The sequence below is a fragment of the Aestuariivita boseongensis genome, from assembly GCF_001262635.1.
In the GTDB taxonomy this organism is placed as follows: domain Bacteria; phylum Pseudomonadota; class Alphaproteobacteria; order Rhodobacterales; family Rhodobacteraceae; genus Aestuariivita; species Aestuariivita boseongensis.
In genome coordinates, this window is sequence record NZ_JXYH01000024.1 from 1 (window position 1) to 24,747 (window position 24,747).

The following is a 24,747-nucleotide window of genomic DNA, read 5'->3' on the forward strand; positions in this document are numbered from 1 at the left end:
GTTGCGCATGGGCGAAATCTTTGGCGTCATCCTGCGCCAGAGCCGTCGGCAATTGCCGTCGATCTGCGCAATCATCGTTGTGGTCTTCCTGTTCTGGTTCTTCGTGGGTCACATGATCTTTGCGCTGTTCCTGGGGCTGACCACGATGACGAATATCCACAGCTCGTTCGAGGTGTTTCTGACGGTCAACGGCCTAAGCATGCTGGCATTCGGCACGCTGGTGGGCGCACTGTTTGCGCTGCTGCTGTACATGATCACGGTGCTGTCCCTGCCGCTTTTGCTGGACCGCGAGGTGGATTTCGTCACCGCGATGATCACGAGTTTCAAATACGTGCAGAACAATCCCGGTCCCATGCTGGGCTGGGCCGTCTTCATCGCGGTGATCACCTTCCTTGCGCTGATCCCGTGGTTTCTGGGGCTGTTGATCGTACTGCCGCTTCTGGGGCACGCGACCTGGCATCTGTACCGGCTGGCCACCGCCTAGGCGGGTTCGCGGCCCTCGGCCACCAGCCGCGCGCGGATGGCCTCCACATCCGGGTGGGCGGCCTCCAGCGCGAAGACATAGGCATGAGTCAGATAGAAACAGGCCGCATCCAGCGTCGCTGCCTGATCCGCCGCGCGCTGATACAGGCGGATCAGGGCAGGGGCGTCACAGGCCTCATGCGCGGCCAGAAGCTGCGCATCAAGATCCGTCATTCCGCCGCGCGCGGCAGATCGCGATAGGCTTCGATCTGGCCCGCGACCCAATCGTGGAATAGATGCGTCGGCCCATCCATCGCCGGGGAAAACCGCCCGCCGTCAAAGCCATCGGCGTGACGCCCGCGCTGCATGCCTTCGACGACAAAGACGTCCTCGACAAAGACACCTTTCCAAAGCTGCGCGTTCTTGGCGCGCAATGCCTCATCCGTATCGGGCGTTGCGTAATAGATGTGGACATGCTCCACCGTGCGGTCCAACCCCTCGGGCACCAGGATGATCGCATAGGCATGATCGCGGTGGACCCCGAACAGCACATTCGGAAAGGCCGCGATGTATTCCGCGGCCGTATCCCATTTGTCGGAAAGCCCGTCAAAATCGGGAAAGACCGCGCCGTCTTCGCCCTGCAACTGGCGATAGACCAGCGTGCCCTGACCGGAAAACCGGCCCGGTTCTTCGATGTGATAATGATCTTCCAGCCGGGAATAGCTGTTCAGGCCGGGATGCACCCAGGGCAGGTGATAGCTTTCGCAGTAGTTCTCGACCGCCAGCTTCCAGTTGCAATTGACCTCAAGCTGAAACGCACTTTCCGCGCCGCCGTGATAAAGCGGTTTGTCAAACTCCGCCCAGCGGGCGATCACATTGGCCATCGCCTCTTCAAACGGTGCGGCGGTGCCTGACAGGTTGATGAACACCACATCGCGCCAGATATGGCTGCGCACTTCGACAAGGCCCAGCGTGCTGCGGTCGATCCCTTCATGGGTGTTGTATCCAGGACCGCCCACATGCGGGGTGCTGACCAGCCGCCCGTCGCTGGAATAGCACCAGCTGTGATAGGGGCAGCGGATGGCCCCTTCGATCTTTCCGGGTTTTTCAACAAGGATCATCCCGCGATGGCGGCAGATGTTCAGAAAGACGCGCACCTGGCCCGCACGATCCCGGATCAGCAGGAGGGGTTGGCCCAGAAACTCCATCGGGATGGCATCGCCCGGTTCCGGCACGGCGGCCGCCACAGACAGCCCGGCCCAGTTAGCCCCCAGAACCGCGTGTTTTTCTTCTTCGAACACGGCGGGGTCGATGTAATGGGCGTTGGACAGGCCATTGGCATCGGCGATGGGTCGGCGAACCTTCTGAAGATCGGTAAATGTGGCAGACATCGCACCACCTCCTTGATGTGACTGCTCACGATCCTAACGCGCGCGGCATCAGCCATCGCGCATGTTGGCGACGTCACTTTGTCAGGGGCGACATGTCAGCGAAACGGGCGGTTCGGCTCTAGAAGGCGTGCATGAAAGGGGGGCAGTTGGTCTTCAGTGATGAAGCCCATGTTGCGCGCCATGTGCAGAACTTCCGTGAACGGACAATCCAGATATTCGTAAACCATGCGGACAGCCCGCGTCGTGCTGAGCGTTTCGGCCACGGTGCGCGTCACATAACCCACCCAGAAATTGTTGTCGAAGGACGCAACGCGGCTGAGGAAATTGAACGAACATGTCATCGTTCCGCGCCGCGACATCAACGATGTGACACCGTTTTCTTCGCGCAGAACAATCCCACGATACTCGCGTGCCCGACTGTCCAGGGGAAAGCCTTGCGCCCGCATTGCGGCGACGGGTTCATAGCCCCGCACAAAACACGTGTCGCCGTCGCGGAACACATAGACCAGGCCCATGGCGAATTTGTCCTGATCTACGAAGGAACGTCGGGAAAAGCGGTAGAAGCCGGTTGGAAAGAACTCTTCCGTCACCTCGTGCACACCTTTGCCCACGAAGTTCTTCAGAAAATCCCCGGTCAGCGGGTCAGATCCGGACGAGAGCGAGTCTACTGGATCCAGAAGAATACGCGCATCGACGCCAAAGAAGGTACAAATCCGGTCAAGAACGTCCGGTCTGGGAAAGCTTTCGCCGGCCAGATAGCGGTTGAACTGGGTGCGATTAATGCCCAACTGGCGCGACAGCTCGGAAATGGACGGATAGTCCCGCGCCATCACGCGCAAGTTAGCGCCAAACATGTTCCTGAGTTCGGACGGAGATCGCGTTGTTTTGGGCATAGCAGGCCACAGTCTTATCAGTTCGGTTCCACTGTTGCGCCGAATCCTCGTCAAAAAAGTGTCATTTGCATAATTATTCGCAATGTGACGCCAAATAGAGACAAGGGTGACGCTGAACAGTTGCTCCAACCTACTGTTATAGACACAAATTGCAAGTTGCAGACGCAGCATTTCCGCCTGCGCCTGACGCTGTTTTGAAGCAATACTTAAGGGTAGGAATAAGAAACGGGTCGGAAAAGAAATGTTGGGTGTTGTCCTTTGGAGTGATCCTCGGGAAGGGAAGGCGGTAATCTGGTGTGAAGACCACGGAGAACTGGCCTTTTACCGCAGGGTGGACGAGGGGCATTCAACCAGCCCGGAATTCGCCCCCGGCGATCTTGTGCAGTTTGATGTGGAGACCGTGCGTCACCTGCGATTTGCCCTGAATCCCCAAGTGGTTAAGGGCGGTCTTTATCGCGATCTTCCCGAGGTGTTGGACGCGCGGAAACAGAATATTTTACTCAAGGTCGAAGACGCTCTGCCGGAAAAGCGCGTGGCCGAGGTCATCCCGCTCTTTCAGGATGCCCCGGTCGCCCAAAGAAAAGAGCGTGAACTGTCCGTCAAAACCGGCTGAAACGGTGTCAGTCGCCGCGCAGTAATGCGGCGACGCCCGTGCGTGCCATTTCCTGCAAACCAAGCGGGCGCATCAGATCGGCGAAGGCGTCGATCTTTTCGGGTGCGCCGGTGATTTCGAAAATGAAGCTCTCCAGCGTTGAATCCACCACATTCGCGCGGAAAATATCGGCAAGGCGCAATGCCTCGACCCGCTTTTCACCGGTGCCCACCACTTTGAACATGGCCAGCTCCCGTTCCACGCTGCGGCCTTCCACGGTCAGGTCATGCACCTCGTGCACTGACACGATCCGACCCAGTTGCGCTGTGATCTGGTTAATCACCTGCGGAGTGCCCGTGGTCACGATGGTGATGCGCGACAGATGGCCCGTGTGGTCCACCTCGGCCACGGTCAGGCTTTCGATGTTATAGCCACGCCCGGAAAACAGACCGATGACACGGGCCAGAACGCCCGGTTCGTTTTCCACCAGAACCGCAAGCGTGTGACGCTCTTCCACATCCGAGAACGTGGGGCGCAGGTTATATGCGGAATGGCTGGTGGCGCCTTTCTTGATTTTCAGGGCGGACATGTCTTTTCCTTTCGCGGGGTCCCGATCCTTGGAAGGATCGGGAAAGAGAGTGGGTGCAGCCGGGCGCTGGCAAGAGTTTTGCAAAACTCTTGCGTTACACCAGGACACTGCCTTTCGCGTCAATCACGCCTTGGGTTTCCGCTTCGCCAAGAAGCATTTCGTTATGCGCCTTGCCCGAAGGGATCATGGGGAAGCAGTTTTCGTGTTTTTCGACAAGGCAGTCGAAAAGGACCGGTCCGTCATGGTTCAGCATCTCCATGATCGCGTCATCCAGATCATCGGGATCCTTGCACAAAATGCCCTTGGCCCCAAAGGCGTCGGCCAGTTTGATGAAGTCGGGCAGGGCATCCGACCAGCTGTGGGAATAGCGCTCCCCATGCAGAAGCTCTTGCCACTGGCGCACCATGCCCAGGCGTTCGTTGTTCAGGATGAACTGCTTCACCGGCAGGCGATACTGCACGGCCGTGCCCATTTCCTGCATGTTCATCAACCACGAGGCCTCACCCGCCACGTTGATGACCAGGGCATCCGGATGCGCCATCTGCACACCGATCGAGGCCGGGAACCCATAACCCATCGTGCCCAGACCGCCCGATGTCATCCATTGGTTGGGTTCTTCAAAGCCCAGATATTGCGCGGCCCACATCTGGTGCTGGCCCACTTCGGTGCAGATGTAGCGGTCCTTGCGGTGCTTGGTCAGCTCTTCCAGGCGTGCCAGCGCATATTGCGGTTTGATCGTCTTGCCCTGCTGGGTGAAGGCCAGACAGTCGATCTTGCGCCAGTCGTTGATCTGGCTCCACCATTTCGACAGCCCTTCGGCATTGGTTTTGCGGCCGCGCGATTTCCAAACCTTCAGCACATCTTCCAGCACATGGGCCACATCGCCGATGATCGGGATATCGACGCGGATCACCTTGTTGATCGACGAGGGGTCAATATCGATATGCGCCTTTTTCGATTTTGGGCTGAACGCGTCGATGCGGCCGGTGATCCGGTCGTCGAACCGCGCGCCGATATTGATCATCAGGTCGCAGTCATGCATCGCCATATTGGCCTCGTAAAGGCCATGCATGCCCAGCATCCCGACCCAGTTCTTGCCCGACGCGGGGTACGCACCAAGCCCCATCAGGGTCGAGGTGATGGGAAAGCCCGTGGCATCCACCAGTTCGCGCAGCAGCTGGCTCGCTGCCGGGCCGGAATTGATCACACCGCCGCCGGTATAGAAAATCGGGCGCTTGGCTTTTTCGATCGCGGCCACAAGTTCGGTGATCTCTTCCATGTCACCTTTGACTGCAGGCTGGTAATGCGACGCCGACGGTTTCGGACCCTGATAGGTGCCGGACGCAAACTGCACATCCTTGGGAATATCCACCAGGACCGGGCCGGGGCGGCCCGATGTGGCGACGTGGAAGGCTTCGTGAATTGTCTTGGCCAGTGCGTCGGTTTCCTTGACCAGCCAGTTATGCTTGGTGCAGGGGCGGGTGATGCCCACGGTGTCGGCTTCCTGAAAGGCGTCCGAGCCGATCATGAACGTGGGAACCTGACCGGTCAGAACGATGATCGGAATGGAATCCATCAACGCGTCGGTCAGGCCCGTAACCGCATTCGTGGCACCGGGGCCGGAGGTCACCAGAACCACTCCGGGTTTTCCGGTGGAGCGGGCATAGCCCTCGGCGGCATGTACCGCGCCCTGTTCGTGGCGCACCAGGATGTGGCGAATGTCGTTTTGCTGGAAAATCTCGTCATAGATCGGCAGGACGGCACCACCGGGATATCCAAATACCGTGTCCACACCCTGATCCTTGAGGGCTTGAACCACCATTTTCGCTCCGGTCATGTCCTTGGTCATCTCATGTGCTCCGATCGAGATCTTCCTTGTCGCATAAAAAAGCCCCGGATTTTTGGTCCGAGGCGCATGGGTCTGATTATGGTTAACCGTTACCGGCCCATGCGCGTGTGTCCTACAATGACGACTAGACGGGTCACTCAACTCGCTCCTTCATACGCGGCGGACATTATGGTCGTGTGCAGGGGGCGTCAACCGGCAAAATTGCAAAAAGATGTCGTGACGGCAAAGAAATCTTTCCGAATATTGCTCAGACCCTCGATGCGTTAAAATATGCCAAACGAAATGTGGGGGCGGCCGGATAAACATGTCTGACGACCGCGGGCCGGTGCGTGGGATTTCCTGCCGTCGGAGGTTCAGGCCGCACGTTCTCTCCCGGGGCTCCCGGGCGCAAGGGGCTGAAGGCGGAAATCACGGATCAGATGGGTCATCCGTTTGGACATGCGCGCCGTCTCCTGCGAGGTTTGGCCCGAGGCATCGACAACCTCGATATTGCGGCTGGCCAGATCATTCAGTCGCATCACCTCGTTGGCAATGTCCTGCAGGTCTGTCGCCTGGGTGGCAGAGCCTTCCGCGACGCGGCCCAAAACCTCGTCTATCTCGGTGATCTGCGCAAAGATATCTTCCAGCGAGTCGCCGGCCTGGCCCACCAGCCCGACGCCTTCTTCAACGGTTTTGCCGCTGTCTTCGATAAGGCTGCGTATTTCCTGCGTCGCGGTGCTGGACCGTTTGGCCAGTTCGCGCACCTCCGATGCCACGACGGCAAAGCCCCGGCCGCTTTCGCCGGCGCGCGCGGCTTCGACACCCGCGTTCAACGCCAGAAGATTGGTCTGGAACGTGATGTCTTCGATCATCGAAATGATGCGGCCGATTTCCTTGGAGGAATTCGCGATCCTGTCCATCGCATCGACCGCCGATTTGACAACGGCTCCTGATCTGTCGGCCGTGCTCTTGGCCGAACTGGCGCGCTCGGATGCGTTTCGGACATGCGACGCGAACTCCGCGACCTCGCTTGACAGCTTGGACACCCGATCGTTCGTCGACGCGATGGTATCCACCTGCTCGGTTGTGCGATGACCCAGATCAGAAGAGGACTGCATTAGCGTTTGTGCACTTTGGTCCAGCTCCTCCGCGGTTTGTACGATTGCCAGCATCACGTCGCGCAGTCTTTGATTGGCCGCGTTGAAGTCAGTTCGGATCTTGTCATATTCGGGATCCAGCGGCGTATCGAACTGACAGGACAAATCCGCCATGGCCAGTGCACCAAGCCCTTCGGTGACCAGGTCCACGACTTTTTGAGCTTTGCCCAGAATCGCGGCTTCATCATCGGCCTTTTGCTCCTCCGCGGCTTTCCGCATCGCCAGGGTTTCCTGCTTGAAATGATAAAGGGCAGAGGCCATTTGACCCACTTCATCACGATTTTTGATGCCGGGGATCCAGACGTTGAACTCCCCCTCTGTGAAACGTTGCATCGCGCGGGTCAGCCGTTTCACCCGGAAAATGACATATTCGAATGTCGCAAGTGCGATCAGCAGGACCACACAGGTGATAGAGATGCTCAGCCACAGCTCACGCGTGAGCGTTTTGCGCGCATCGGCCAGCATCACCTCTGCATTGTCGCGCACTGTCGTGATCATCGACCGCTCCAGCGCGCTCAGCGCATCGATCCAGTCGGTCGCGGCGTCAAACCACTCTTCTGCCGTGACATCGGCCTGGGTGTTGGCGGCAACGGCCTCATCGACCCCTTCGCGCAAGTTGCTCAGTCGCGCATAGACCGGTTTCAACATCAGCCGGTCCACAACGCTGTCGCCGCCAAGTTCCGCGCTTGCCAGCTTCAGGGCCTTGTTCTGGGCTGCCTGCAGCGCGATGAAGCGGGCAAAGACATCGCGTGGGAAAACCTCGCGCCCCAACCCGGCGGCCCCGGCGGCGCGTTCAAGACCGGCGGATTCCTTTGCCTGCGACATTAGCACGGATGCACGTGCATAATGCTCAAGCTCACCGCTGTTGATGGCAGTGATCACCTTCGATGTTACGCCCATCACATCCTCGACGATCTTCGTGTAGGACGCCGCAACCTCAGGCGCCGGGATGGTCCTGTTCGTCACCTCAAGCCGAATCGCCCCGATATCATTCATCGCGGTCGTCAAGCGACGAAGGTCGCCCGGATGGTGGTCCGTCAGGAAAGGCAGGTTTGCCCGGCTGTTTGACCAGGTCGCGTCGGTCTTGCTCCGCTGGGTGCGCACGGCGTCCTGGAAATTGCGCCCCTCAGACGCCACGAAGCCGACGGAATACCCCCGTTCTTTCTGCAATTCGTGGATCAGTTCCGCAGCCAGCAGCAATTCGGTTGCCGCGCGCGTCGATTCCTCTGCACTGTCGATGGTCGCCTGCAGGCGTGCTTTTTCAAGCCAAACGAAGTAGCCCGCGATCGAGATCAGCGGCGCGATCATCAGGATCATCAAATAGCGTAGTTTCACAGGGCACACCCCACGGCAAAATGGATTCTGTGCCCCGTGGGTATGGCCTGGTTGCTAACATCCCGTTTACGGGCGCCGGCTTATTTCGAATACAACGAATTTTGCCGCGCGTCAGAAGGCCGATCCGGTGCCCTGCAGCACGCCATGTTCCATTGCATAACGTGTCAGCCCCGCGGTCGAGGAAATGCCCAGCTTGCGCTTGATGTTCTTGCGATGGGTTTCCACCGTGCGGACCGAGATATTCAGACCTTCGGCGACATCCTTGTTCGATTTGCCCTGCGCCAGTTGCAACAGGATCGTCTGTTCGCGCCCGGTCAGCGCCTCGCGCGCGTCGGTTTTGGGCTTCAGCGATCCTTCGGCACCGGTGCACAGATACCGCTCGCCGCGCATGACGGTGTCGATGGCCTGCTTGATTTCATCCGTGGGCACATCTTTCAGCACATAGCCCATCGCGCCATGGCTCAGCGCGCTTGAAATGTATTCGGGGCTGTCATGCATCGACAGAACCAGGATGCGGGTGTCGGGGCGTTTTTCCAGAAGGATCTCGGTGGCCGACAGCCCGCCCAGCCGCGGCATGTTCAGATCCATCAGAATGACATCGGGGTCCAGCGCATCGACCTGGTCCACCGCGTCCTGACCGTTGCCCAGAGTGCCCACGACCGCGATGTCGTCGTAAGTCTCAAGAATGGACTGGATGCCTTCGGCCACCATCGGGTGATCGTCAACGATAAGAACTTTGACAGGTGCGCTCATGCCTGCGCCTCCCAATCTGACTGTGCGCGCCCATCGGGCGGCAGCAAATGGGTCAGAGGCACGCGCGCCTCGATCACCGTGCCGCCGCTGGCGCCTCGGGCGGGCTTTGTGGACAATATTCGCAAGCTGCCGTCAAGCTGTTCGATACGTTCCTGCATGTTGCGCAGGCCCAGCCCGGGATGTGGCTTGCGATCATTCGGCATGCCGCGGCCATTGTCGCTGATCCGCAGGGTGGCGCCCGATTTATGGCCACGCAGGTCCACCGACACCTGCGTTGCGCCCGAATGGCGCTCGATATTGGTCAGTGCCTCCTGGGCAATGCGATAGAGGGCGATCTTGGCATCCTGATCCAGCCGGTTGCGGAAGACAACCGTGCTGAATTCAACCTCGATCCCCGTGCGGGCGCTGAAATCGTCGGCCAGCGATTTGATTGCCGGACCCAGGCCCAGATCGTCCAGAACGCCGGGGCGCAGGTCACGGCTGATCCGGCGCACCTCGGTGATGGCCTGGCCCAGATTGGTGATCCCTGTTTCAAGCGCATCGCCGGCCTTGTCATCGCCGCGCTGAAACCGCCTGCGGGCATTGTCCAGTGCATAGCGCACACCGACCAGAATCTGGCTGATGCCGTCATGCAATTCGCGTGCCACGCGGCTGCGTTCCTCTTCCTGCGCGTCAAACACGCGCTGGGTCAGCTCTTTCAGCTTGGCATCCGCCAGCCTGCGTTCGCGGATGTTCAGAACCATGCCCGAAACGAACACGACCAGAAGGGCCACAAGGGCAATCGCGCCGATATAGATAAACGTGTTTTGCGTGCGTTCCTCCACATCTGCGCGCTGGGCGGCCACGGATGCCAGGATGTCGTCAATAAACACGCCCGTTCCCACAGCCCACCGCCAGTCCTGCAGACCCAGAACATAGGCGATCATCTGCGCCTCTTCCCCGGTGGAGGGTTTGGTCCACAAGAACTGATGATAACCCGACCCCTCGCGTGCAAGGCGGATCAGTTCATCGACCACCGGCGTGCCCGCGCTGTCGGTCAGACCGCTCCAGTTGCCACCGATCAGATCGGTGTGACGCGGGTTCACAAGGTTGTTGCCGTCGTAATCATAAACAAAGAAAGACCCGTCCTTGCCATAGATCATCGCCGCCAGGATCTGCGAGACCTGATCCTTGGCGTACGTATCGTCGTAAGGCGCGCGGCCATATATGAAGTAGAACCCGTTGCGCGCCTGGGTGACATAGTTGCGCAGCTCGGCCTTCTTGGCCTCGATCAGCTGTTCCTGCAGTGTCTCGATCTCGCGATTTGTCAGCGCGCGTGACTGGTACGCCACCAGAACGGCGATCAGCGTGACCGCAAATATCAGCGGCACCGCCGCCAGAAGCGACAGCTTCTGGGCATAGTTCGGGGTCCACAGATTGCGCAAGAAGCTCATGTCGAATCGATACGGCGGAATCGCGCCAAAGACCAGTCTGCTGCGTCTTTCGCGGTTGGCGATGCAAGAAAGGCAAAGGAAAACCGGATATCTTATTCAGGGGCAGGTCGAAAAAACCGCGATCTCTACGCAGTAGTAGGTATTCACAAGTCCGACCAAATCAGTAGGTTTACGCCACTTTCACGATCCGCCCGTCGTCACGAGGCGGGCGTTAACCATAACGGGAGGAGTGACCCTATGGATCGTCGCAAATTTCTGAAAACCTCTGCTCTGGGTGGTGCCGCTGCAGCAACCACCGGCGCGCTGGCCGCACCGGCCTATGCCCAGGGCAACCGCACGCTGACCATGGTCACCAGCTGGGGCCGTGGCCTTGCTGGTGTGCATGACGCCGCCGAGCGTGCAGCAACCATGATCACCGAAATGTCCGGTGGTTCGCTGACAGTTGACCTGAAAGCCGCCGGTGAACTGGTGGGTGCGTTCGAAGTGTTCGACGCTGTGACCGCCGGTCAGGCCGATATGTATCACGCCGCTGACTACTACTTCGTCGGTCAGCATCCCGGCTATGCCTTCTTCACCGCCGTGCCCTTCGGCATGACGGCGCAAGAACTGGTGAACTGGTACTATTTCGACGGCGGCATGGAGCTGCATGACGAGCTGGGCCAGATCTTTGGCCTGAAATCCTTCCTGGCGGGCAACACCGGCGCGCAAGCTGGCGGCTGGTACTCGCGCGAGATCACGTCGCCCGAAGACTTCAACGGTCTGAAGTTCCGTATGCCGGGCCTGGGCGGTAAAGCTCTGGGCAAACTGGGCGCATCGGTTCAGAACCTGCCGGGTTCGGAAGTGTACCAAGCGCTGGCATCGGGCGCCATCGACGGCACCGAGTGGATCGGCCCCTGGGCGGACGAAAAAGCCGGCTTCCAGGAAATCACCAAGACCTACTACGCCGCTGGCTTCCACGAGCCGGGCGCAGGTCTGTCGCTGGCCACCAACCGCGAAGTCTTCGAAAGCCTGAGCCCCGCGCATCAGCGCATCATCGAGATCGCTGCGGGCGAGTGCCACCAGTGGAACCTGGCCCAGTTCCTGGCCAATAACGGTGCCGCTCTGCAACGTCTGCAGGCATCGGGCGTGAAGGTTCTGGAATTCCCCGACAGCGTCTGGGATGCCTTCGGCACCGCATCGCGCGAAGTTCTCGACGAGAACATGGGCGACGAGCTGTTCAAGAAGATCCACGACAGCGCCATGGCGTCGATGAAGTCGTCGTCGGGCTGGATCAAGCAGTCCTCGGGCGTTTACGTCGCACAGCGCGACCGCGTTCTGGGCTAAACGCCCGAAACGGGATAAAACCACAGGAAGACAAGCTGAGAGAGGGCCGGTGCAATCGCACCGGGCCTCTTTCGACCAAAACAAAGCTGCAGTGATACGCCTGCGCGGGGACATTGCTAGACGGGCCTTAACGGGAGGGCCCGGTGGGGGAGCTCAGATGGAAGAAAACGCAACCGAAGGCGGCGGTTTCGCTGCGCTTTTGGACGGTCTGATCTGGTTCGTAAGCCAGATCGGAATGTCGTTTTACAACTTCGCCTATGCGATCACGCATCCCGGCCTCTGGCTGGATTGGTCCAACAACGAGGCCATCATGCGGTTCGTCTACTATGGCGGATCGGTCGAATTCTTCTTTGTCTGCTTCACCCTAACCTTGGTCATTTTCCTGATCGGAATCTGGCGAGGCAACTTCCTTTGGGCCGTCGTGCGCGGTTTGGAAGGCTTTGCCAACGTCACCGGGCGCTTCTTTGCCTGGGCCGGCCTGCTGATGGTGTTGCAGCAGATCATCATCATCTTCATGCAGCGCGTCTTCGCGCGGCCCGACATCTCAATCGGGTTCGGCATCCCGATGCAGTTCGATGTGAGCTGGTTCGCGGAAGAGCTGAAACTCTATAACGCCATGGTCGTGGCGCTGTGCTGCGCGTATACCTTCGTGCAGGGCGGCCATGTCCGCGTTGACCTGATCTATTCCACCGTGAAATTCCGCACCAAGAAGGTGATCGACATGGTGGGCGCCGTGATTTTCATGGCCCCCATGGCGGTGATCACCTGGATGTATGGGTGGTATTTCCTCTGGCGGCACCTGATCGTGCCGAAACCCTCGGCCTCTGAAAGCCTGGATCGTCTGCTGATGAAGTCCCGCGCCCTGCGCTGGAACGTGGAAACCATCGGCTTCAGCCCGAACGGGTTCAACGGGTATTTCCTGTTCAAGATCCTGCTTTGCGCCTTTGCGGCGATGGTCTTTATCCACGCGGTGGCCTTCTTCTATCGCTCGTTCCTGGAATGGCGCGAAGGGGAAGAGAGCGAAAACAAATACCTCGACAAGGACAGCCTTGGCGAAGGTGAAGAAGCCTACGAAGGCGCACACTAAATTTAGGGGCAGCACACATGCTATTCGGTCTTGATGGCGTCGAAATCGGCCTGATCATCGTTTTCATCTGCCTCTTCGGGGGTATCCTGTCTGGCTTCCCGGTGGCCTTCGCCATCGGCGGCGCCGGTGTCATTTCCTTCGCGATCATCGCGGCACTGGACAGCGCGGGGCTGCTGATCCACCAGGCCATTGATACGTCAAGCCAGGCCTATGCCGACCTGATTGCAGGGGGGGCCAAGGCCTCGGACATATCGGTCTTCCGATATCCTGAGCTTCCGCGGATCGGAGAACCCGTCTTCCCGCAAGGCTGGGAAGTGGCGCTTGATCGCAACGTGTCCTTTATCGTGAACCGGATCAACGAACGTGTTCTGGCCGGTGCGTCGATCGAAACGCTGCTGGCGGTGCTGATGTTCGTTCTGATGGGCATCACGCTGGAACGCTCGAAGATCGCCAATGACCTTTTGACCACCATGGCGCGCGTCTTCGGCCCGCTGCCGGGTGGTCTGGCCGTGTCCATCGTGGTTGTGGGTGCGTTCCTGGCGGCCTCCACCGGCATCGTCGGCGCAACCGTGGTCACCATGGGCCTGCTGGCGCTGCCGACCATGCTGCGCAACAATTATTCGCCGGAACTGGCGACGGGCGTGATCGCGGCCTCCGGTACGCTGGGGCAGATCATTCCGCCCTCGATCGTGATCGTTCTGCTGGGCACGCTCGCGGGCGATCTTTATTCCACCGCGCAGGAAGCCCGTGCGCAGACGGCGGGCTGTTCCGACGCGCTGACCTATCTGGGTGAGCCGGCGGTGGTCTCGGTGGGCACGCTCTTCCAGGCGGCCCTTCTGCCGGGGATCATGCTGGCGCTGCTTTATGCGCTTTATGCCTTTGGCTTTGCCCTGCTGAACCCGTCCAAGGCCCCCGCGGTGGAACTGGGCAGCACCAACAGTGAACCCGTCACCCGAAACGAAGCCTTCACCTGGTTCCTTGGCGCGCCGGTTCTACTGATCGGCGGGACCATTCTGCTCAGCAGCCTGAATGTGGTCGGTTCGCAGAATCTCGATATCTCGACCTTCTCGGATGTGGGCGAAAGCGCCTCGCTGCGCACCAATGTGTCCGAGGAATGCGCGGCCTCAATGATCGAGCTGCACGGGCAGGAAGCCTGGAACGCAGCCCTGGCCGAACAAGAGCAGATCGACGCGGCGGGCGGCGTGGCCCAATCCGAACGTCTGAGCGAAGAGGAAATGGCCGCAGCGCTGGAAGCCAAGATTGCCAATGCAGCCCCCATCGGCACGGGCGTGGCCATCCTGGTGATCCTGCTGGGCCTGGTTCTGACCACCGCGCGCGGCGTCTCGCCTTCCGGCGATCCCAAGCCGCTTCTGATCGGGGGTATCGGTCTGGTGCTGATGCTGATGGTCGACATTCTGCTGGTCGCCCCAACCACCAGCTCGGGCGCGGAATGGCTGCTGATGCTGATCCCCGTGGGTATTGCGCTTTACGGCTGCAGCCATGCAGCCGCGCGTCTGGCTAAGAATGATCTGATCCGTGTGGTTTTCCCGCCGCTGGTGCTGATCGTTGCGGTGCTGGGCTCGATCCTGGGTGGTATCACCAACCCGACGCCCGCTGCCGCGCTTGGGGCGGGTGGCGCGATCATGCTGGCGGCATACCGCAAGCTGAAAGATCTGGACCAGTCCGGCAAGGTGATCATCTGGTCCACCTTCGCGATCATCATCTGTATCCTGATCGGCGTGAATTTCGACCTGCGCATCAATAACGAGGTCGTCACGTTCGAAACCTGGGTTGCCTTCTTCCTGGCCTATGGCGCCTATCTCTATGCGCTGTTCGGGCTTCTGTTCGGCTGCTGGGTTCTGTTCACCAACGGCGTTCTCAGCCCCGTTGTGCGCGAGACGGCCAAGGTGACCTCGATGGTCTTCACCATCCTGATCGGGTCGCAGCTTCTGAACCTCGTGGTGATCTCCTTCGGGGGTGAGCATTACATCCAGCAATTCTTGAAGAGCTTTGACAACGAATACAAAGTCTTCCTGATCGTGATGCTGGTCCTGTTCATCCTGGGCTTCGTGCTCGATTTCCTTGAGATCATCTACATCGTGATCCCGATTGTGGGTCCGGTGATCTATGGCGGGTCGTTCGATCCGAAATGGGTGACCATCATGATCGCGGTGAACCTGCAGACCTCGTTCCTGACACCACCCTTCGGCTTCGCGCTCTTCTATCTTAGGGGGGTGGCGCCGGCGGGCATTACCACGGGCCATATCTATCGCGGGATCGTGCCCTTCGTGCTGATCCAGGTGCTGGGGCTGGCCATCCTGTGGTTCTTCCCGGGGATTGTCACCATCGTCCCGGATCTGATCGGGGTCGGGTAAAACACGGACGGGCCGGAAAGTTTCAAACTTTCCGGCCCGATTTCTTTTCAAGAAATCGGCGCGCTGAACTGGTGTCTTGAGAGATTATCCCTTGGAGGGCGGAACCCGGTCAGGCAGCTGGATATTGGCCACCTGTTCGGCAATCGGGTCGGTCGACAGGGGATGGGTGTCCGCGCAAAAGGCATCCGGGTTGGTCATCTTGCGCCATTCCCCACCCACATAAACCTCAAGACCGGAAAACTTGGCCTTGTATCCCATCTTTCTGCTGCCCGGCACCCAATAGCCCAGATAGACGTAAGGCAGGCCGTTTTCCCGGGCGATCTCGATATGATCGAGGATCATGAAAGTGCCCAGGGACTGTTTCGGCAGGTCGGGGGTATAAAAGCTGTAGACCATGCTCAGCCCGTCTTGCAGCACATCCGTCAGGCTGACGGCGACCAGCTCCTTGGTGCTGGCGTCGGTGTATTCCACCACGCGCGACCGGATCGGTGTCTCTTCCACCATGGCGGCGAATTCGAACACGTCCATATCGGCCATGCCGCCATTGGCGTGGCGCGAATCCAGATAACGGCGGAACAGATCGTATTGATCTTCCGTGGCCCAGGGCGAGGTCGCGCGCCGGTCAAGATGCGCGTTGCGCCGCAAGGTGCGCTTCTGGCTCTTGTTGGCGGTGAAAGCCGCCACGTCGATCCGCGCCGACAGGCAGGCCGAACATTCCGCGCAGGACGGACGGTACAGCACGTTCTGAGACCGGCGGAACCCCTGCTGCGACAGGCTGTCATTCAGCCGTTCGGCATTCTCGCCCTGAAGGGCCGTGAACAGCTTGCGCTCCATCCGCCCCTCCAGATAGGGGCAGGGCTGAGGGGCCGTCACGTAGAATTGTGGCGCTATGGGCAGCGTGTGGCGCATATGGTCTCACTTGTCGTCTGCCCAAACGATAACCTTGGTCTTTCCGTGCGCCAAGGGGCTTGTGGCAGGTTTTTCGCGGCTCAGGCCAGGATCGCGCGGCGGTTCATCGCCACCGTGCCCAGAACATGGTCCGTCAGGCCCTGACCGCGCGACGTGGTCAGCATCAGGATGATCGACACAACCTGCGCCGGAAACATCGCCAGCGAGATGGTATAGCCCAGTGTATGCGCGAAGGCCGTGCCCAGGTCGAAGCGTTCCCCATGCATGGTGCGGAACTCGATCGCGAACAGCCGCATGCCCCAGGTGGCCGATCCGCCCGCCAGCGTGACGGTGCGGTAAACAAAGCCAACGACCAGGATCAGGAACGGGAAAAAGAAGATCCCCGTGAAGGCGGTAAAGGGCAGGACCGCAACCGCCACCAGAACGATAAGTACAGTGTCAACGACCCAGGCCAGAAGGCGCTTGATTGCAACACCGTCATAGAATTGAGATTGCGTGAAAGGGTCGGGCAGGTGGGTCATTCTTCAACTTCCGGTCTGACAGGTCAGCACCGCCCCGGAACGGGGCGGCGCAGCATTCATATGGGGATTACGATTTGTCTTGCGAGCTTTCGTCGTCATCCATGTCATCGCTGACATCATTGGCCTTGCGCGCCCGTTCGTCCATGAACTGGTCGAACTCGGCCTTGTCCTTTGCCTCGCGCAGCCGCTCCAGGAAGCTCTCGAACTCGTGCTGCTCGCGCTCCAGCCGGGCCAGCGTGTCGGCCTTATAGGCGTCGAAGGCGCTGTTGCCGGTGGTGGTCATGGCGCTCATGCCATGGCGGCTCCAGGATTTGCGGTGATTGCAGGACGTGCTGAACATGCGTTTGCTCCAGATCATATAGGCCAGAAGGGCCAGGCCAATCGGCCAGAAGAAGATGAAACCAAGGACCATGGCGGCGATCCATGCGCCTTTGCCACGGGCATCAAGCCAGGCCTCGCTGCGCGAGAGCCAGTTGCCCTGGCGCTGAGGGGTCTCGGTCGAGGCGAGTGCGGTCATCTGAGGTGTCTCCTTATTGGGGTCAGGTCAATGTGAAGCCTTTTCACATTACAACAGATCGGACTTCCCCGCCGCAGTTTCAAGAGAAAATGTGAAAGTTTTTTACATTTACATTTTTTATGATGCGAAATCAGATGTTTGAGCTGAAGTCATCTGTTCCAAAAGCGTCGGATTTATCGCGAAAACGTGGTGCGGCGTGCCGGCCGCGGCCCAGACAATATCAAACTCCAGAAGCCGTGGATCCAGAAAGGCGCGGATCGGGTTCAGATGCCCGACAGGCGACACGCCGCCAATCGCAAATCCCGTCTGCGCCCGCACCAGCGCCGCATCGGCCTTGCCCAGCGGCTCCCCCGCCAATGCGGCGGCCTTGTCCGGATCGACACGATTGCCGCCGGCGGTCAGAAACAGAATGGCCTCGCCGCTCTCTTCCCCGCGAAAGATGATGGATTTCGCGATTTGGTCGACGGTGCAGTCCACCGCATTGGCCGCATCCTGCGCGGTGCGCGCAAGATGGGTCTCGCGGATATCCACTGCCAAGCCCGCCGCTTCCAACGCCGCGCGCACCCGTTTGAGGCTTTTGCTCATCCTGCTTCTCTCTTACCTTGGTTCCAAATGGTGAAGATCCTGCACATGACTTCGGAAGACAATCCTGACCTGCCGTCACTGTCCTTTTTTGTCGCTCTGGAAACCCAGGTCTGGCAGGCGCTTGTCGATGGCGGCGCAGAGGCTGATCTGGCTTTGCTCGCCCCGGATTTCCTTGGTGTCTACCCATCCGGGTTTGCCAGCCGTCAGGATCACGCCGATCAGCTGAAGGACGGACCCTCTGTTTTGGAATTTGCCGTGCTGGACGCCCGGATTTTGACCGTCGGACCGGATCACGTCATGCTCAGCTATCAGGCGCGTTTCGCACGACCTGAGAAGGCGGAAGAGCGGATGTTCGTCAGCTCTCTCTGGGTACGCGGCGATCAGGGCTGGCGAAACGTTTTTTCACAAGACACCCCTGTGGCTGAGTGATTGACCTTGCCAGACGCCAGCCGCACAGTCGCGCAATGAGTATCGATGCCTGGATAACCCGCACACCGCGTGCCTTCGACCCTGAACTGGGAGAGGCCGCGCGGCAGGCCGTGCCGGGCCTGTCCAAACCGATGGGGGATCTGATCGCGGGGACGGCCGGATCCAGCCCCTATCTCAACGGGCTGATCCACGCCCAGGCCGACTGGCTGCCGCAAGCGCTGGCCGACCCGGAGGGCGCGCTGAAGGCCGAACGTGCCGCGCTTCAGGAAACCGCACCGGATGAACTCGCCTCCGCGCTGCGCCGGGCCAAGGCGCGCCATGCGCTGGCCATTGCGCTGGCCGACCTGTCGGGGTCATGGGCGGTGGATCAGGTCACGTGGGTGCTCACCGAATTTGCCGATCAGGCCACCGATCTGGCGCTGAAAGCCGCGCTGGCCCCGCTGATCCGGCGCGGCAAGCTGCCGGGCCAGACCGAAGATGATCTCGAGACCGCCGCAGGCATGACTGTGCTGGCCATGGGCAAAATGGGTGCGCATGAACTGAACTATTCCTCGGATATCGATCTGATCTGTCTGTTTGACGAAACCCGCTATGATCCGGACGACTTCTTCGAGGCGCGCCAAAGCCTTGTCAAAGCCACGCGCAACATGTGCGCAATGCTCAGCGACCGGACGGCCGAAGGCTATGTGTTTCGCACCGATCTGCGGCTGCGGCCCGATCCGTCGGTCACACCGGTCGTGATCGCGATGGAGGCGGCCGAGCGATATTACGAAAGCCTGGGCCGCACCTGGGAGCGCGCCGCCTATATCAAGGCGCGGCCCTGCGCGGGCGATCTTGCCGCCGGTGAGCGCTTCCTGAAAACGCTGACGCCCTTCGTCTGGCGCAAACATCTGGATTTCGCCGCCATCGAAGACGCCCATGACATGCGCCTGCGCATCCGCGATCACAAGGGATATGTCGGTCCGATCAACGTGCCGGGCCACGACATGAAGCTGGGCCGCGGCGGCATTCGCGAGATCGAGTTCTTCACCCAGACCCGGCAGCTGATTTCCGGCGGGCGCGATCCCGATCTGCGGTCGCGCATGACCTGGCAGGGGCTGGCAACCCTGGCCGACAAGGGCTGGGTGCCAACCGACGTGGCCAGGACGCTGATCGATCATTACCGCGCCCATCGCGAGGTCGAACACCGCATCCAGATGGTGCATGACGCGCAGACACATATCTTTCCCAACACCGCTGACGGGATCGCGCGGGTGGCCTGTCTGATGGACAGCGATCCGGCCGATTTGCAGAACCAGATCAAATCGCGCCTGACCGAAGTGCACGAGCTGACCGAAGGCTTTTTCGCGGGCTCTGCCCTCAAATCGGCGCCCGCGCCTGACGCGGATCTGGGCGATCTTGACCCCGATCTGCTGGCGCGCTGGCTGACCTATCCGGCCTTGCGGTCGGAACGGGCGCGTACGCTCTTTGACCGGCTGAAACCTGAATTGTTGGCGCGTGTCGCCAAAACCGCCAAACCTGAAGAAACTCTGGCGGCGCTGGATGGCTTCCTGCGCGGGCTGCCTGCCGGTGTGCAGATCTTTTCGCTGTTTCAATCGAACCACCTTCTGATCGATCTGCTTGTCGATATCGCCGGCACGTCGCCCGCGCTGGCCAGTTACCTGTCGCGCAATGCCTCGGTCTTTGATGCGGTGATCGGGGGGGATTTTTTTGCCGACTGGAAAGAGGGGGCCGAATTACGCGACGAACTCGCGGAAAAGATGGCGCGGGACGAGGATTACGAGCGCAAGCTGGACACCGCGCGCGCCTGGACCAAGGACTGGCATTTCCGCATCGGCGTGCACCATCTGCGCGGGCTGCTCGATTACGGCCGTGAGGGCCATTACTACACCGTGCTGGCGCGCGCAGTGATTCAGGCGCTGTGGCCGGTGGTTATTGATCAGTTCGCGCTCAAACATGGCCCGCCGCCTGGACGCGGGGCCGCGATTGTCGGCATGGGGTCTTTGGGATCGGGCCGGATGACGGCAACGTCCGATCTGGACATGATCGTGATCTATGACCCCGGTGAGGCGGAATATTCCGAAGGGCCGCGCCCCTTGGCCGCGCGACCCTATTACGCCCGTCTGACCCAGGCGATGATCACCGCGCTGACCGCCCCGATGAGCCAGGGAAGGCTGTACGAGGTTGATATGCGCCTGCGGCCCTCGGGCAATCAGGGGCCTGTGGCGACCAGCCTGACCAGCTTCCGCAATTATCAGCAGGACGAGGCCTGGATATGGGAACATCTGGCGCTGACCCGCGCACAGGTCGTGGCCGGCCCGCCGGATCTGGCCGCCGATATCGAGGCGTTTCGCAGCGAACTTCTGGCCCGCCCGCGCGATCTGAAAGAGGTTCTGCGCGCCGTCGACGACATGCGCAAGCGCATCGCCGATGCAAAGGCGCCCGATGGGATCTGGGACACCAAGACCGGGGCAGGGCGGCTGCAGGACATCGACCTTGTGGCGCAGGCGGCCTCGCTGTTGTCAGGCAAGGGCAGTCGCGAGGTGCCGGGCTCCCTCCTGGCGGGCAAGGCGGTGGGCTGGCTGACAGCGGACGAGGCGGTCGAGCTTGCCAAGGCCTATTGGCTTTATGTCAGAATTCTTTACGCCACGCGCCTGCTGACACCGGGGGCGGTATCGGATGACACGCTGGGCGAGGGGGCGCTTGCGTTTCTTTTGCGCGCAAGCCCTGCTGAAAACGTCGAGGCCTTGCGCGCCTCGCTTCAGGATCATTATGAGCGGGTGGATGCGATCGTCAGCGCAGCGATCAGGCGGGAGATCGACACATGAAAAAAGGTGATCCCAGAACAGACCCCAAGGGGCTGATCTTCGAAAGTTACCAGATCGAAGGGATCACGGCCGAAGAATGCCGGTCGATCTTTCTGGACTGGGCGCTGAGCCTGCCCGTGGATGCCGACACGCCCGAGGCGCTGAGCGCCCTTCTGGCGCAATACGAACCCGGCCACCCGGGCCATCCGATGAACCAGGTGATGCGCGACGGGCTGGTCGGCATGGCCAAGCCCAGGCGGCGCGGGGGCTGGAAAAGCAGGAATCGCCCGTGATCCTGCGTGGCTTGGCCGGCCCGGCCCGGACGGGCAGCGCTGCCCGAAAGCCCTGATTTTTCACGGAATCTGTCTCAAATTCGCCTCAATCCGTCGTCATTCCTTACCGTGAGCAGGACTATCATGCGGTCCCTTCGGGCCGTGTAAGGAGACAGATATGAACTATGTGCGCATCATTGCATTGCTGGCGGTTGGCCTTGGCCTTTCTGCCTGTGCCGCGGTCGATACCGTAACGCGCAATGCCCCGTTCGAGACCCAAACAGTCAGCCAGGCGCAGCGCGTGTCCGTGCCGGCCGCAGATGTGACAGCTCCGGTTGCGCAAGCGCAGGCGCCGGTGCGTATCCAGAACGTGCTTGTGAATGTGCCGCGTTCGCTGAAAGTGTCCGAAGCCAACCGGTATCTGCCCGCAGGCGATATCGTCTGGCGCGGTGATCCCATCGGGGACCGTCACGCGCAGGTGCAGGCAATTTTCGAAACCGCCATGCTGCGCGGTGCGCAGACCATCCAGGGCGAACGCCCGGTTGACCTGCTGATCAATGTCAAACGCTTCCATGCGCTGACCGAAAAGGCGCGTTACACCACGGGCGGCGTCCATAACATCGTGTTCGATCTGGCCCTGGCCGATCCCGTGACCGGCGACATTGTGGCCCCTTGGCGCGAAATCCGCGCAGATCTGGATGCCTTCGGTGGCCAGCAAGCGATCCTGGCCGAGGCCCGGGGTGAGACACAGAAAGTGCGGATTACCGCCTTTTTGGCCGAGGTCTTGCGCCAGGAACTGACCGTTCCAGGCGGGTACAAAACCGCCAATCTGGGTCTGATCCAGGTGCTCAACCAGTTCTGAGCCCTTTCGCAGTTCAGACAAAAGGATTACGAGGGCGCCATGACGGCGCCCTCTTTGCATTCCCGACCCACTGTCCGGCTGAAACCCAAGGCCAATGCCCGCGCGATCCGGCGCGGCTTTCCCTGGGTGTATGCCAATGAACTGGTCACCGACCGGCGCACCCGCGCGCTGGATCCCGGCACGATTGCGGTGCTGGAGGATGACGCGCGCCAGCCCATGGGGCTGTTCGCGGTCAATCCGGTGTCAAAAATCATCGGGCGGTTTCTGGATGCCAATCCCGAGGCGGAAATTGATCGGGCCTGGTTCGCCGCGCGGCTGGCCCGTGCGTTGTCGCTGCGCGAGCGGTTGTATAATGCGCCTTTCTATCGGCTGGTCCATGCCGAGGCCGATGGCCTGCCCGGCGTTGTCATCGACCGCTTTGGCGACATCGCGGTGCTGCAGCCCAACGCCGCCTGGGCAGAGGCCTGTCTGAACGATCTGGTCGCCGCCCTGACCGAGGTGACGGGCGTGCGAACGGTTCTGAAGAACGCCAGCGGCCGCACGCGGTCGCTGGAGGGGCTGGACGATCTGTCGGTGACGCTGGTGGGCGATGCGCCGGAGGCTCCGGTGCCGGTGCCGATGAATGGTGCGATTTACATGGCCGATCTGACGGGCGGGCAGAAAACCGGCCTGTTCTTTGACCAGCGGCCCAACCACGCCTTTGCCGCGCGGCTGGCGGGGCAGGGAAGCCGGGTGCTGGATGTGTTTTCCCATGTGGGCGGCTTTGCACTGGCCGCGCTGGCGGGTGGTGCCGGGCAGGCCCTGGCGGTGGATGGATCTGCGCCGGCACTGGATCTGGCGCGCAAGGGGGCCGAGGCGATGGGCGTGTCGGATCGGTTCGACACCCGGCAGGGCGATGCTTTTGACGTGCTGCAGGCGCTGGGGCAGGAGGGTGCGCGGTTCGACGTGGTGATCTGCGACCCGCCGGCCTTTGCGCCGTCAAAACCGGCACTGGAGGCGGGGTTGCGCGCCTATGAGCGCGTGGCGCGGCTGGCAGCACCCCTTGTGGCGGAAGGCGGCTATCTGGTGCTTTGTTCCTGTTCGCATGCGGCGGATCTGCCCAAGTTTCGCGGCGCATCATTACGCGGGATCGGGCGCGCGGGGCGGATGGCGCAGCTTTTGCATACGGGGGCTGCGGGGCCTGACCACCCGGAACTGCCGCAACTGGCCGAAAGCGGATATCTCAAGGCGCTGTTTTTCCGGCTATGAGACTGGTTCTGGACGCCTGCGTTCTGTATCCTACGGTGATGCGCGAGGTCCTGCTGGGCGCAGCCAAAGCGGGCTGTTTCGAGCCGATCTGGTCTGCCCGTCTGCTGGAGGAATGGGCGCGCGCGGCGGCGCGTCTGGATCCGGCGCAGGAGGCACAGGCGCGCGGCGAGATTGCCCTGGCGCAGGCCGCTTTTCCGAAAGCCGAAGCTCCGCCCGCGCCGGGGATCGAGGCGCGGCTGTGGCTGCCTGACGCGAGCGACCTGCATGTGCTGGCCGTGGCGGTGGCATCATCCGCCGACGGGATCGTGACGCTGAATGCCAGGGATTTTCCCCGCAACATCCTGGCCGAGGAAGGCCTGATCCGTATCGACCCGGACGGGTTGATGATGCAGTTCTGGCAGGAACGCCCCGAAGAGATCGCCCGGATCGGCACGGCGGTTCTGGACGAGGCGCGCGCGTTGTCGGGGCAGGACTGGGATATGCGGCGGCTGATGAAGAAGGCCCGCCTGCCGCGCCTGGGCAAGGCGTTGGCGCAATAGGGGGCGCTGCCCCCGGCCCTGCGGGCCTCCCCCGCCGGTATTTGGAAAGAGAAGAAGAGAGGGGCGCGCAAAATGTTTCGCGCGCGAAACATCCCGTTGAGTTTTCATCAAATTGTTCGGGGTTTCAGGTCAGTTCCTGCTGCCAGCGCGCCTCCAGCGCTTCGAGCGCCTTGATGCGGTCATCGGTTTTCGGGTGGCTCATCAGCCAGGCGGGGACAACGCCCGCGCGCTGCTGGGTCAGCGCTTCGAGTTTCTGAAAAAGCGATTTTTGCGGACCTATGCCAATCCCGGCTTTGGTTAGGAGCGCGGCGGCATAGGCGTCGGCCTCGTATTCATCGCCGCGCGAAAGGCGGGCGGCCAGAAGCGTGGTCAGCATATTGGCGATCCACATACCGATACCGGGAATGATGCGGCTGAGGATCATGCCAAGCGCGGCGCGCATGGCGTTCTGGCCGGAAAAGTCGATCATCCGGCGGCGCGCATGGCCAAGCGCCACATGGCCCAGTTCATGGGCGATGACGCTGGCCAGTTCCTCGGCCGTGACCTCGCCCTGCTGGAATTTGCGGTAAAAGCCGCGTGTGATGAAAATACGCCCATCGGGCGCAGCGAGGCCATTGACCGGGTCAATCTCGTAGATGTGGACGCGGACCTTGGGCAGATCGAGGGCGCGGGCCAGCTGATCGGTCATGGCCTTGAGTTTGGGATCGGCCAGTTCGGTGGACCGGGTATCGAGCTCCTTCCGGGTGCGCCAGACGGAGAAGCGATACATCACAATCCCATAAAGAAGGGCCAGAAGGATCGGGGTCACTTTGATCATGGGGCTGATATGGGCCTGTGTTG

General features: G+C 60.8%; 24 protein-coding genes. 11 read left to right on the forward strand and 13 right to left on the reverse strand.

Features of this window, described 5'->3' with window-relative positions:
* Positions 1 to 484: DUF2189 domain-containing protein (locus TR61_RS10775; protein ID WP_157440889.1), on the forward strand; the 484-nt coding region annotated here is incomplete at its 5' end.
* On the opposite strand, the gene TR61_RS10780 is transcribed toward TR61_RS10775, so the two are convergent.
* The 3 genes from TR61_RS10780 to TR61_RS10790 all read right to left on the reverse strand — a co-directional run bounded on the left by TR61_RS10780 (position 481) and on the right by TR61_RS10790 (position 2,746).
* Positions 481 to 696, reverse strand: coding sequence for a hypothetical protein (locus TR61_RS10780; RefSeq protein ID WP_050930001.1), 216 nt, complete (start codon positions 694 to 696; stop codon positions 481 to 483). The genes TR61_RS10775 and TR61_RS10780 overlap by 4 nt on opposite strands.
* A complete protein-coding gene (locus TR61_RS10785) occupies positions 693 to 1,853 on the reverse strand; it encodes an aromatic ring-hydroxylating oxygenase subunit alpha (protein ID WP_050930002.1) in 1,161 nt (386 codons plus the stop codon). Before TR61_RS10785 ends, TR61_RS10780 begins: the two co-directional genes overlap by 4 nt.
* 95 nt (positions 1,854 to 1,948) lie before the next feature.
* Positions 1,949 to 2,746 carry a helix-turn-helix domain-containing protein gene (locus TR61_RS10790; protein ID WP_082181933.1) on the reverse strand — a complete coding sequence of 266 codons (798 nt, stop codon included), beginning with the start codon at positions 2,744 to 2,746 and terminating at the stop codon, positions 1,949 to 1,951.
* Between the two features lie 241 nt (positions 2,747 to 2,987).
* Between TR61_RS10790 and TR61_RS10795 the strand changes: the two genes are divergently transcribed.
* Positions 2,988 to 3,359: a hypothetical protein gene (locus tag TR61_RS10795; protein ID WP_050930004.1), complete on the forward strand. Its 372-nt coding sequence runs from the start codon at positions 2,988 to 2,990 to the stop codon at positions 3,357 to 3,359.
* Positions 3,360 to 3,366: 7 nt separating this feature from the next.
* Here the strand turns inward: TR61_RS10795 and ilvN are convergent, their stop codons facing one another.
* The 5 genes from ilvN to TR61_RS10820 all read right to left on the reverse strand — a co-directional run bounded on the left by ilvN (position 3,367) and on the right by TR61_RS10820 (position 10,433).
* Positions 3,367 to 3,927 carry an acetolactate synthase small subunit gene (gene ilvN, locus TR61_RS10800; protein WP_050930005.1) on the reverse strand — a complete coding sequence of 187 codons (561 nt, stop codon included), beginning with the start codon at positions 3,925 to 3,927 and terminating at the stop codon, positions 3,367 to 3,369.
* A gap of 94 nt (positions 3,928 to 4,021) precedes the next feature.
* The gene (locus TR61_RS10805) at positions 4,022 to 5,776 is read right to left on the reverse strand and encodes an acetolactate synthase 3 large subunit (RefSeq protein ID WP_050930006.1); all 1,755 of its coding nucleotides are present in this window, start codon (positions 5,774 to 5,776) and stop codon (positions 4,022 to 4,024) included.
* Between the two features lie 353 nt (positions 5,777 to 6,129).
* Complete coding sequence (locus tag TR61_RS10810; protein ID WP_050930007.1) at positions 6,130 to 8,229, reverse strand: methyl-accepting chemotaxis protein; 2,100 nt, start codon at positions 8,227 to 8,229, stop codon at positions 6,130 to 6,132.
* A 129-nt stretch (positions 8,230 to 8,358) separates the two neighbouring features.
* The gene (locus tag TR61_RS10815; protein WP_050930008.1) at positions 8,359 to 9,000 is read right to left on the reverse strand and encodes a response regulator transcription factor; all 642 of its coding nucleotides are present in this window, start codon (positions 8,998 to 9,000) and stop codon (positions 8,359 to 8,361) included.
* Positions 8,997 to 10,433, reverse strand: a complete 1,437-nt coding sequence (locus TR61_RS10820) for a cache domain-containing protein (RefSeq protein ID WP_050930009.1) — start codon at positions 10,431 to 10,433, stop codon at positions 8,997 to 8,999. Before TR61_RS10820 ends, TR61_RS10815 begins: the two co-directional genes overlap by 4 nt.
* A 237-nt stretch (positions 10,434 to 10,670) precedes the next feature.
* Between TR61_RS10820 and TR61_RS10825 the strand changes: the two genes are divergently transcribed.
* The 3 genes from TR61_RS10825 to TR61_RS10835 all read left to right on the forward strand — a co-directional run bounded on the left by TR61_RS10825 (position 10,671) and on the right by TR61_RS10835 (position 15,218).
* Positions 10,671 to 11,756: a TRAP transporter substrate-binding protein gene (locus tag TR61_RS10825; protein ID WP_050930010.1), complete on the forward strand. Its 1,086-nt coding sequence runs from the start codon at positions 10,671 to 10,673 to the stop codon at positions 11,754 to 11,756.
* Positions 11,757 to 11,913: 157 nt separating this feature from the next.
* Complete coding sequence (locus tag TR61_RS10830; RefSeq protein ID WP_050930011.1) at positions 11,914 to 12,843, forward strand: TRAP transporter small permease subunit; 930 nt, start codon at positions 11,914 to 11,916, stop codon at positions 12,841 to 12,843.
* A gap of 17 nt (positions 12,844 to 12,860) precedes the next feature.
* Positions 12,861 to 15,218 (forward strand): TRAP transporter large permease, encoded by a 2,358-nt coding sequence (locus TR61_RS10835; protein WP_050930012.1) that lies wholly within the window; start codon positions 12,861 to 12,863, stop codon positions 15,216 to 15,218.
* A gap of 84 nt (positions 15,219 to 15,302) precedes the next feature.
* Here TR61_RS10835 and TR61_RS10840 read toward each other — a convergent pair whose 3' ends face one another.
* From TR61_RS10840 to TR61_RS10855, 4 genes are all read right to left on the reverse strand, one after another.
* Positions 15,303 to 16,127 carry an arginyltransferase gene (locus TR61_RS10840; RefSeq protein WP_050930013.1) on the reverse strand — a complete coding sequence of 275 codons (825 nt, stop codon included), beginning with the start codon at positions 16,125 to 16,127 and terminating at the stop codon, positions 15,303 to 15,305.
* An 80-nt stretch (positions 16,128 to 16,207) separates the two neighbouring features.
* Positions 16,208 to 16,648, reverse strand: coding sequence for an RDD family protein (locus TR61_RS10845; protein WP_050930014.1), 441 nt, complete (start codon positions 16,646 to 16,648; stop codon positions 16,208 to 16,210).
* A gap of 67 nt (positions 16,649 to 16,715) precedes the next feature.
* The gene (locus TR61_RS10850) at positions 16,716 to 17,165 is read right to left on the reverse strand and encodes a DUF2852 domain-containing protein (protein ID WP_050930015.1); all 450 of its coding nucleotides are present in this window, start codon (positions 17,163 to 17,165) and stop codon (positions 16,716 to 16,718) included.
* A 117-nt stretch (positions 17,166 to 17,282) separates the two neighbouring features.
* The gene (locus TR61_RS10855) at positions 17,283 to 17,750 is read right to left on the reverse strand and encodes a YbaK/EbsC family protein (RefSeq protein WP_050930016.1); all 468 of its coding nucleotides are present in this window, start codon (positions 17,748 to 17,750) and stop codon (positions 17,283 to 17,285) included.
* A gap of 27 nt (positions 17,751 to 17,777) precedes the next feature.
* Here TR61_RS10855 and TR61_RS10860 point away from each other — a divergent pair, with 27 nt between their 5' ends.
* The 6 genes from TR61_RS10860 (at position 17,778) to TR61_RS10885 (ending at position 23,907) form a co-directional block, all read left to right on the forward strand.
* Entirely contained in the window at positions 17,778 to 18,179 is a 402-nt protein-coding gene (locus TR61_RS10860; protein ID WP_245626870.1) for a nuclear transport factor 2 family protein, read from the forward strand.
* Between the two features lie 35 nt (positions 18,180 to 18,214).
* Positions 18,215 to 21,007 (forward strand): [protein-PII] uridylyltransferase family protein, encoded by a 2,793-nt coding sequence (locus TR61_RS10865; protein WP_050930018.1) that lies wholly within the window; start codon positions 18,215 to 18,217, stop codon positions 21,005 to 21,007.
* Positions 21,004 to 21,279 (forward strand): hypothetical protein, encoded by a 276-nt coding sequence (locus tag TR61_RS10870; RefSeq protein ID WP_050930019.1) that lies wholly within the window; start codon positions 21,004 to 21,006, stop codon positions 21,277 to 21,279. The genes TR61_RS10865 and TR61_RS10870 overlap by 4 nt, the downstream gene beginning before the upstream one ends.
* Before the next feature lie 157 nt (positions 21,280 to 21,436).
* Positions 21,437 to 22,120: a DUF6778 family protein gene (locus tag TR61_RS10875; RefSeq protein ID WP_050930020.1), complete on the forward strand. Its 684-nt coding sequence runs from the start codon at positions 21,437 to 21,439 to the stop codon at positions 22,118 to 22,120.
* 39 nt (positions 22,121 to 22,159) lie between these two features.
* The gene (locus tag TR61_RS10880) at positions 22,160 to 23,368 is read left to right on the forward strand and encodes an RSP_2647 family RNA methyltransferase (protein WP_050930021.1); all 1,209 of its coding nucleotides are present in this window, start codon (positions 22,160 to 22,162) and stop codon (positions 23,366 to 23,368) included.
* Positions 23,365 to 23,907 carry an RSP_2648 family PIN domain-containing protein gene (locus TR61_RS10885; RefSeq protein ID WP_050930022.1) on the forward strand — a complete coding sequence of 181 codons (543 nt, stop codon included), beginning with the start codon at positions 23,365 to 23,367 and terminating at the stop codon, positions 23,905 to 23,907. Before TR61_RS10880 ends, TR61_RS10885 begins: the two co-directional genes overlap by 4 nt.
* A 124-nt stretch (positions 23,908 to 24,031) precedes the next feature.
* On the opposite strand, the gene TR61_RS10890 is transcribed toward TR61_RS10885, so the two are convergent.
* Positions 24,032 to 24,724 (reverse strand): M48 family metalloprotease, encoded by a 693-nt coding sequence (locus TR61_RS10890; RefSeq protein WP_050930023.1) that lies wholly within the window; start codon positions 24,722 to 24,724, stop codon positions 24,032 to 24,034.
* Positions 24,725 to 24,747: the final 23 nt, after the last annotated feature.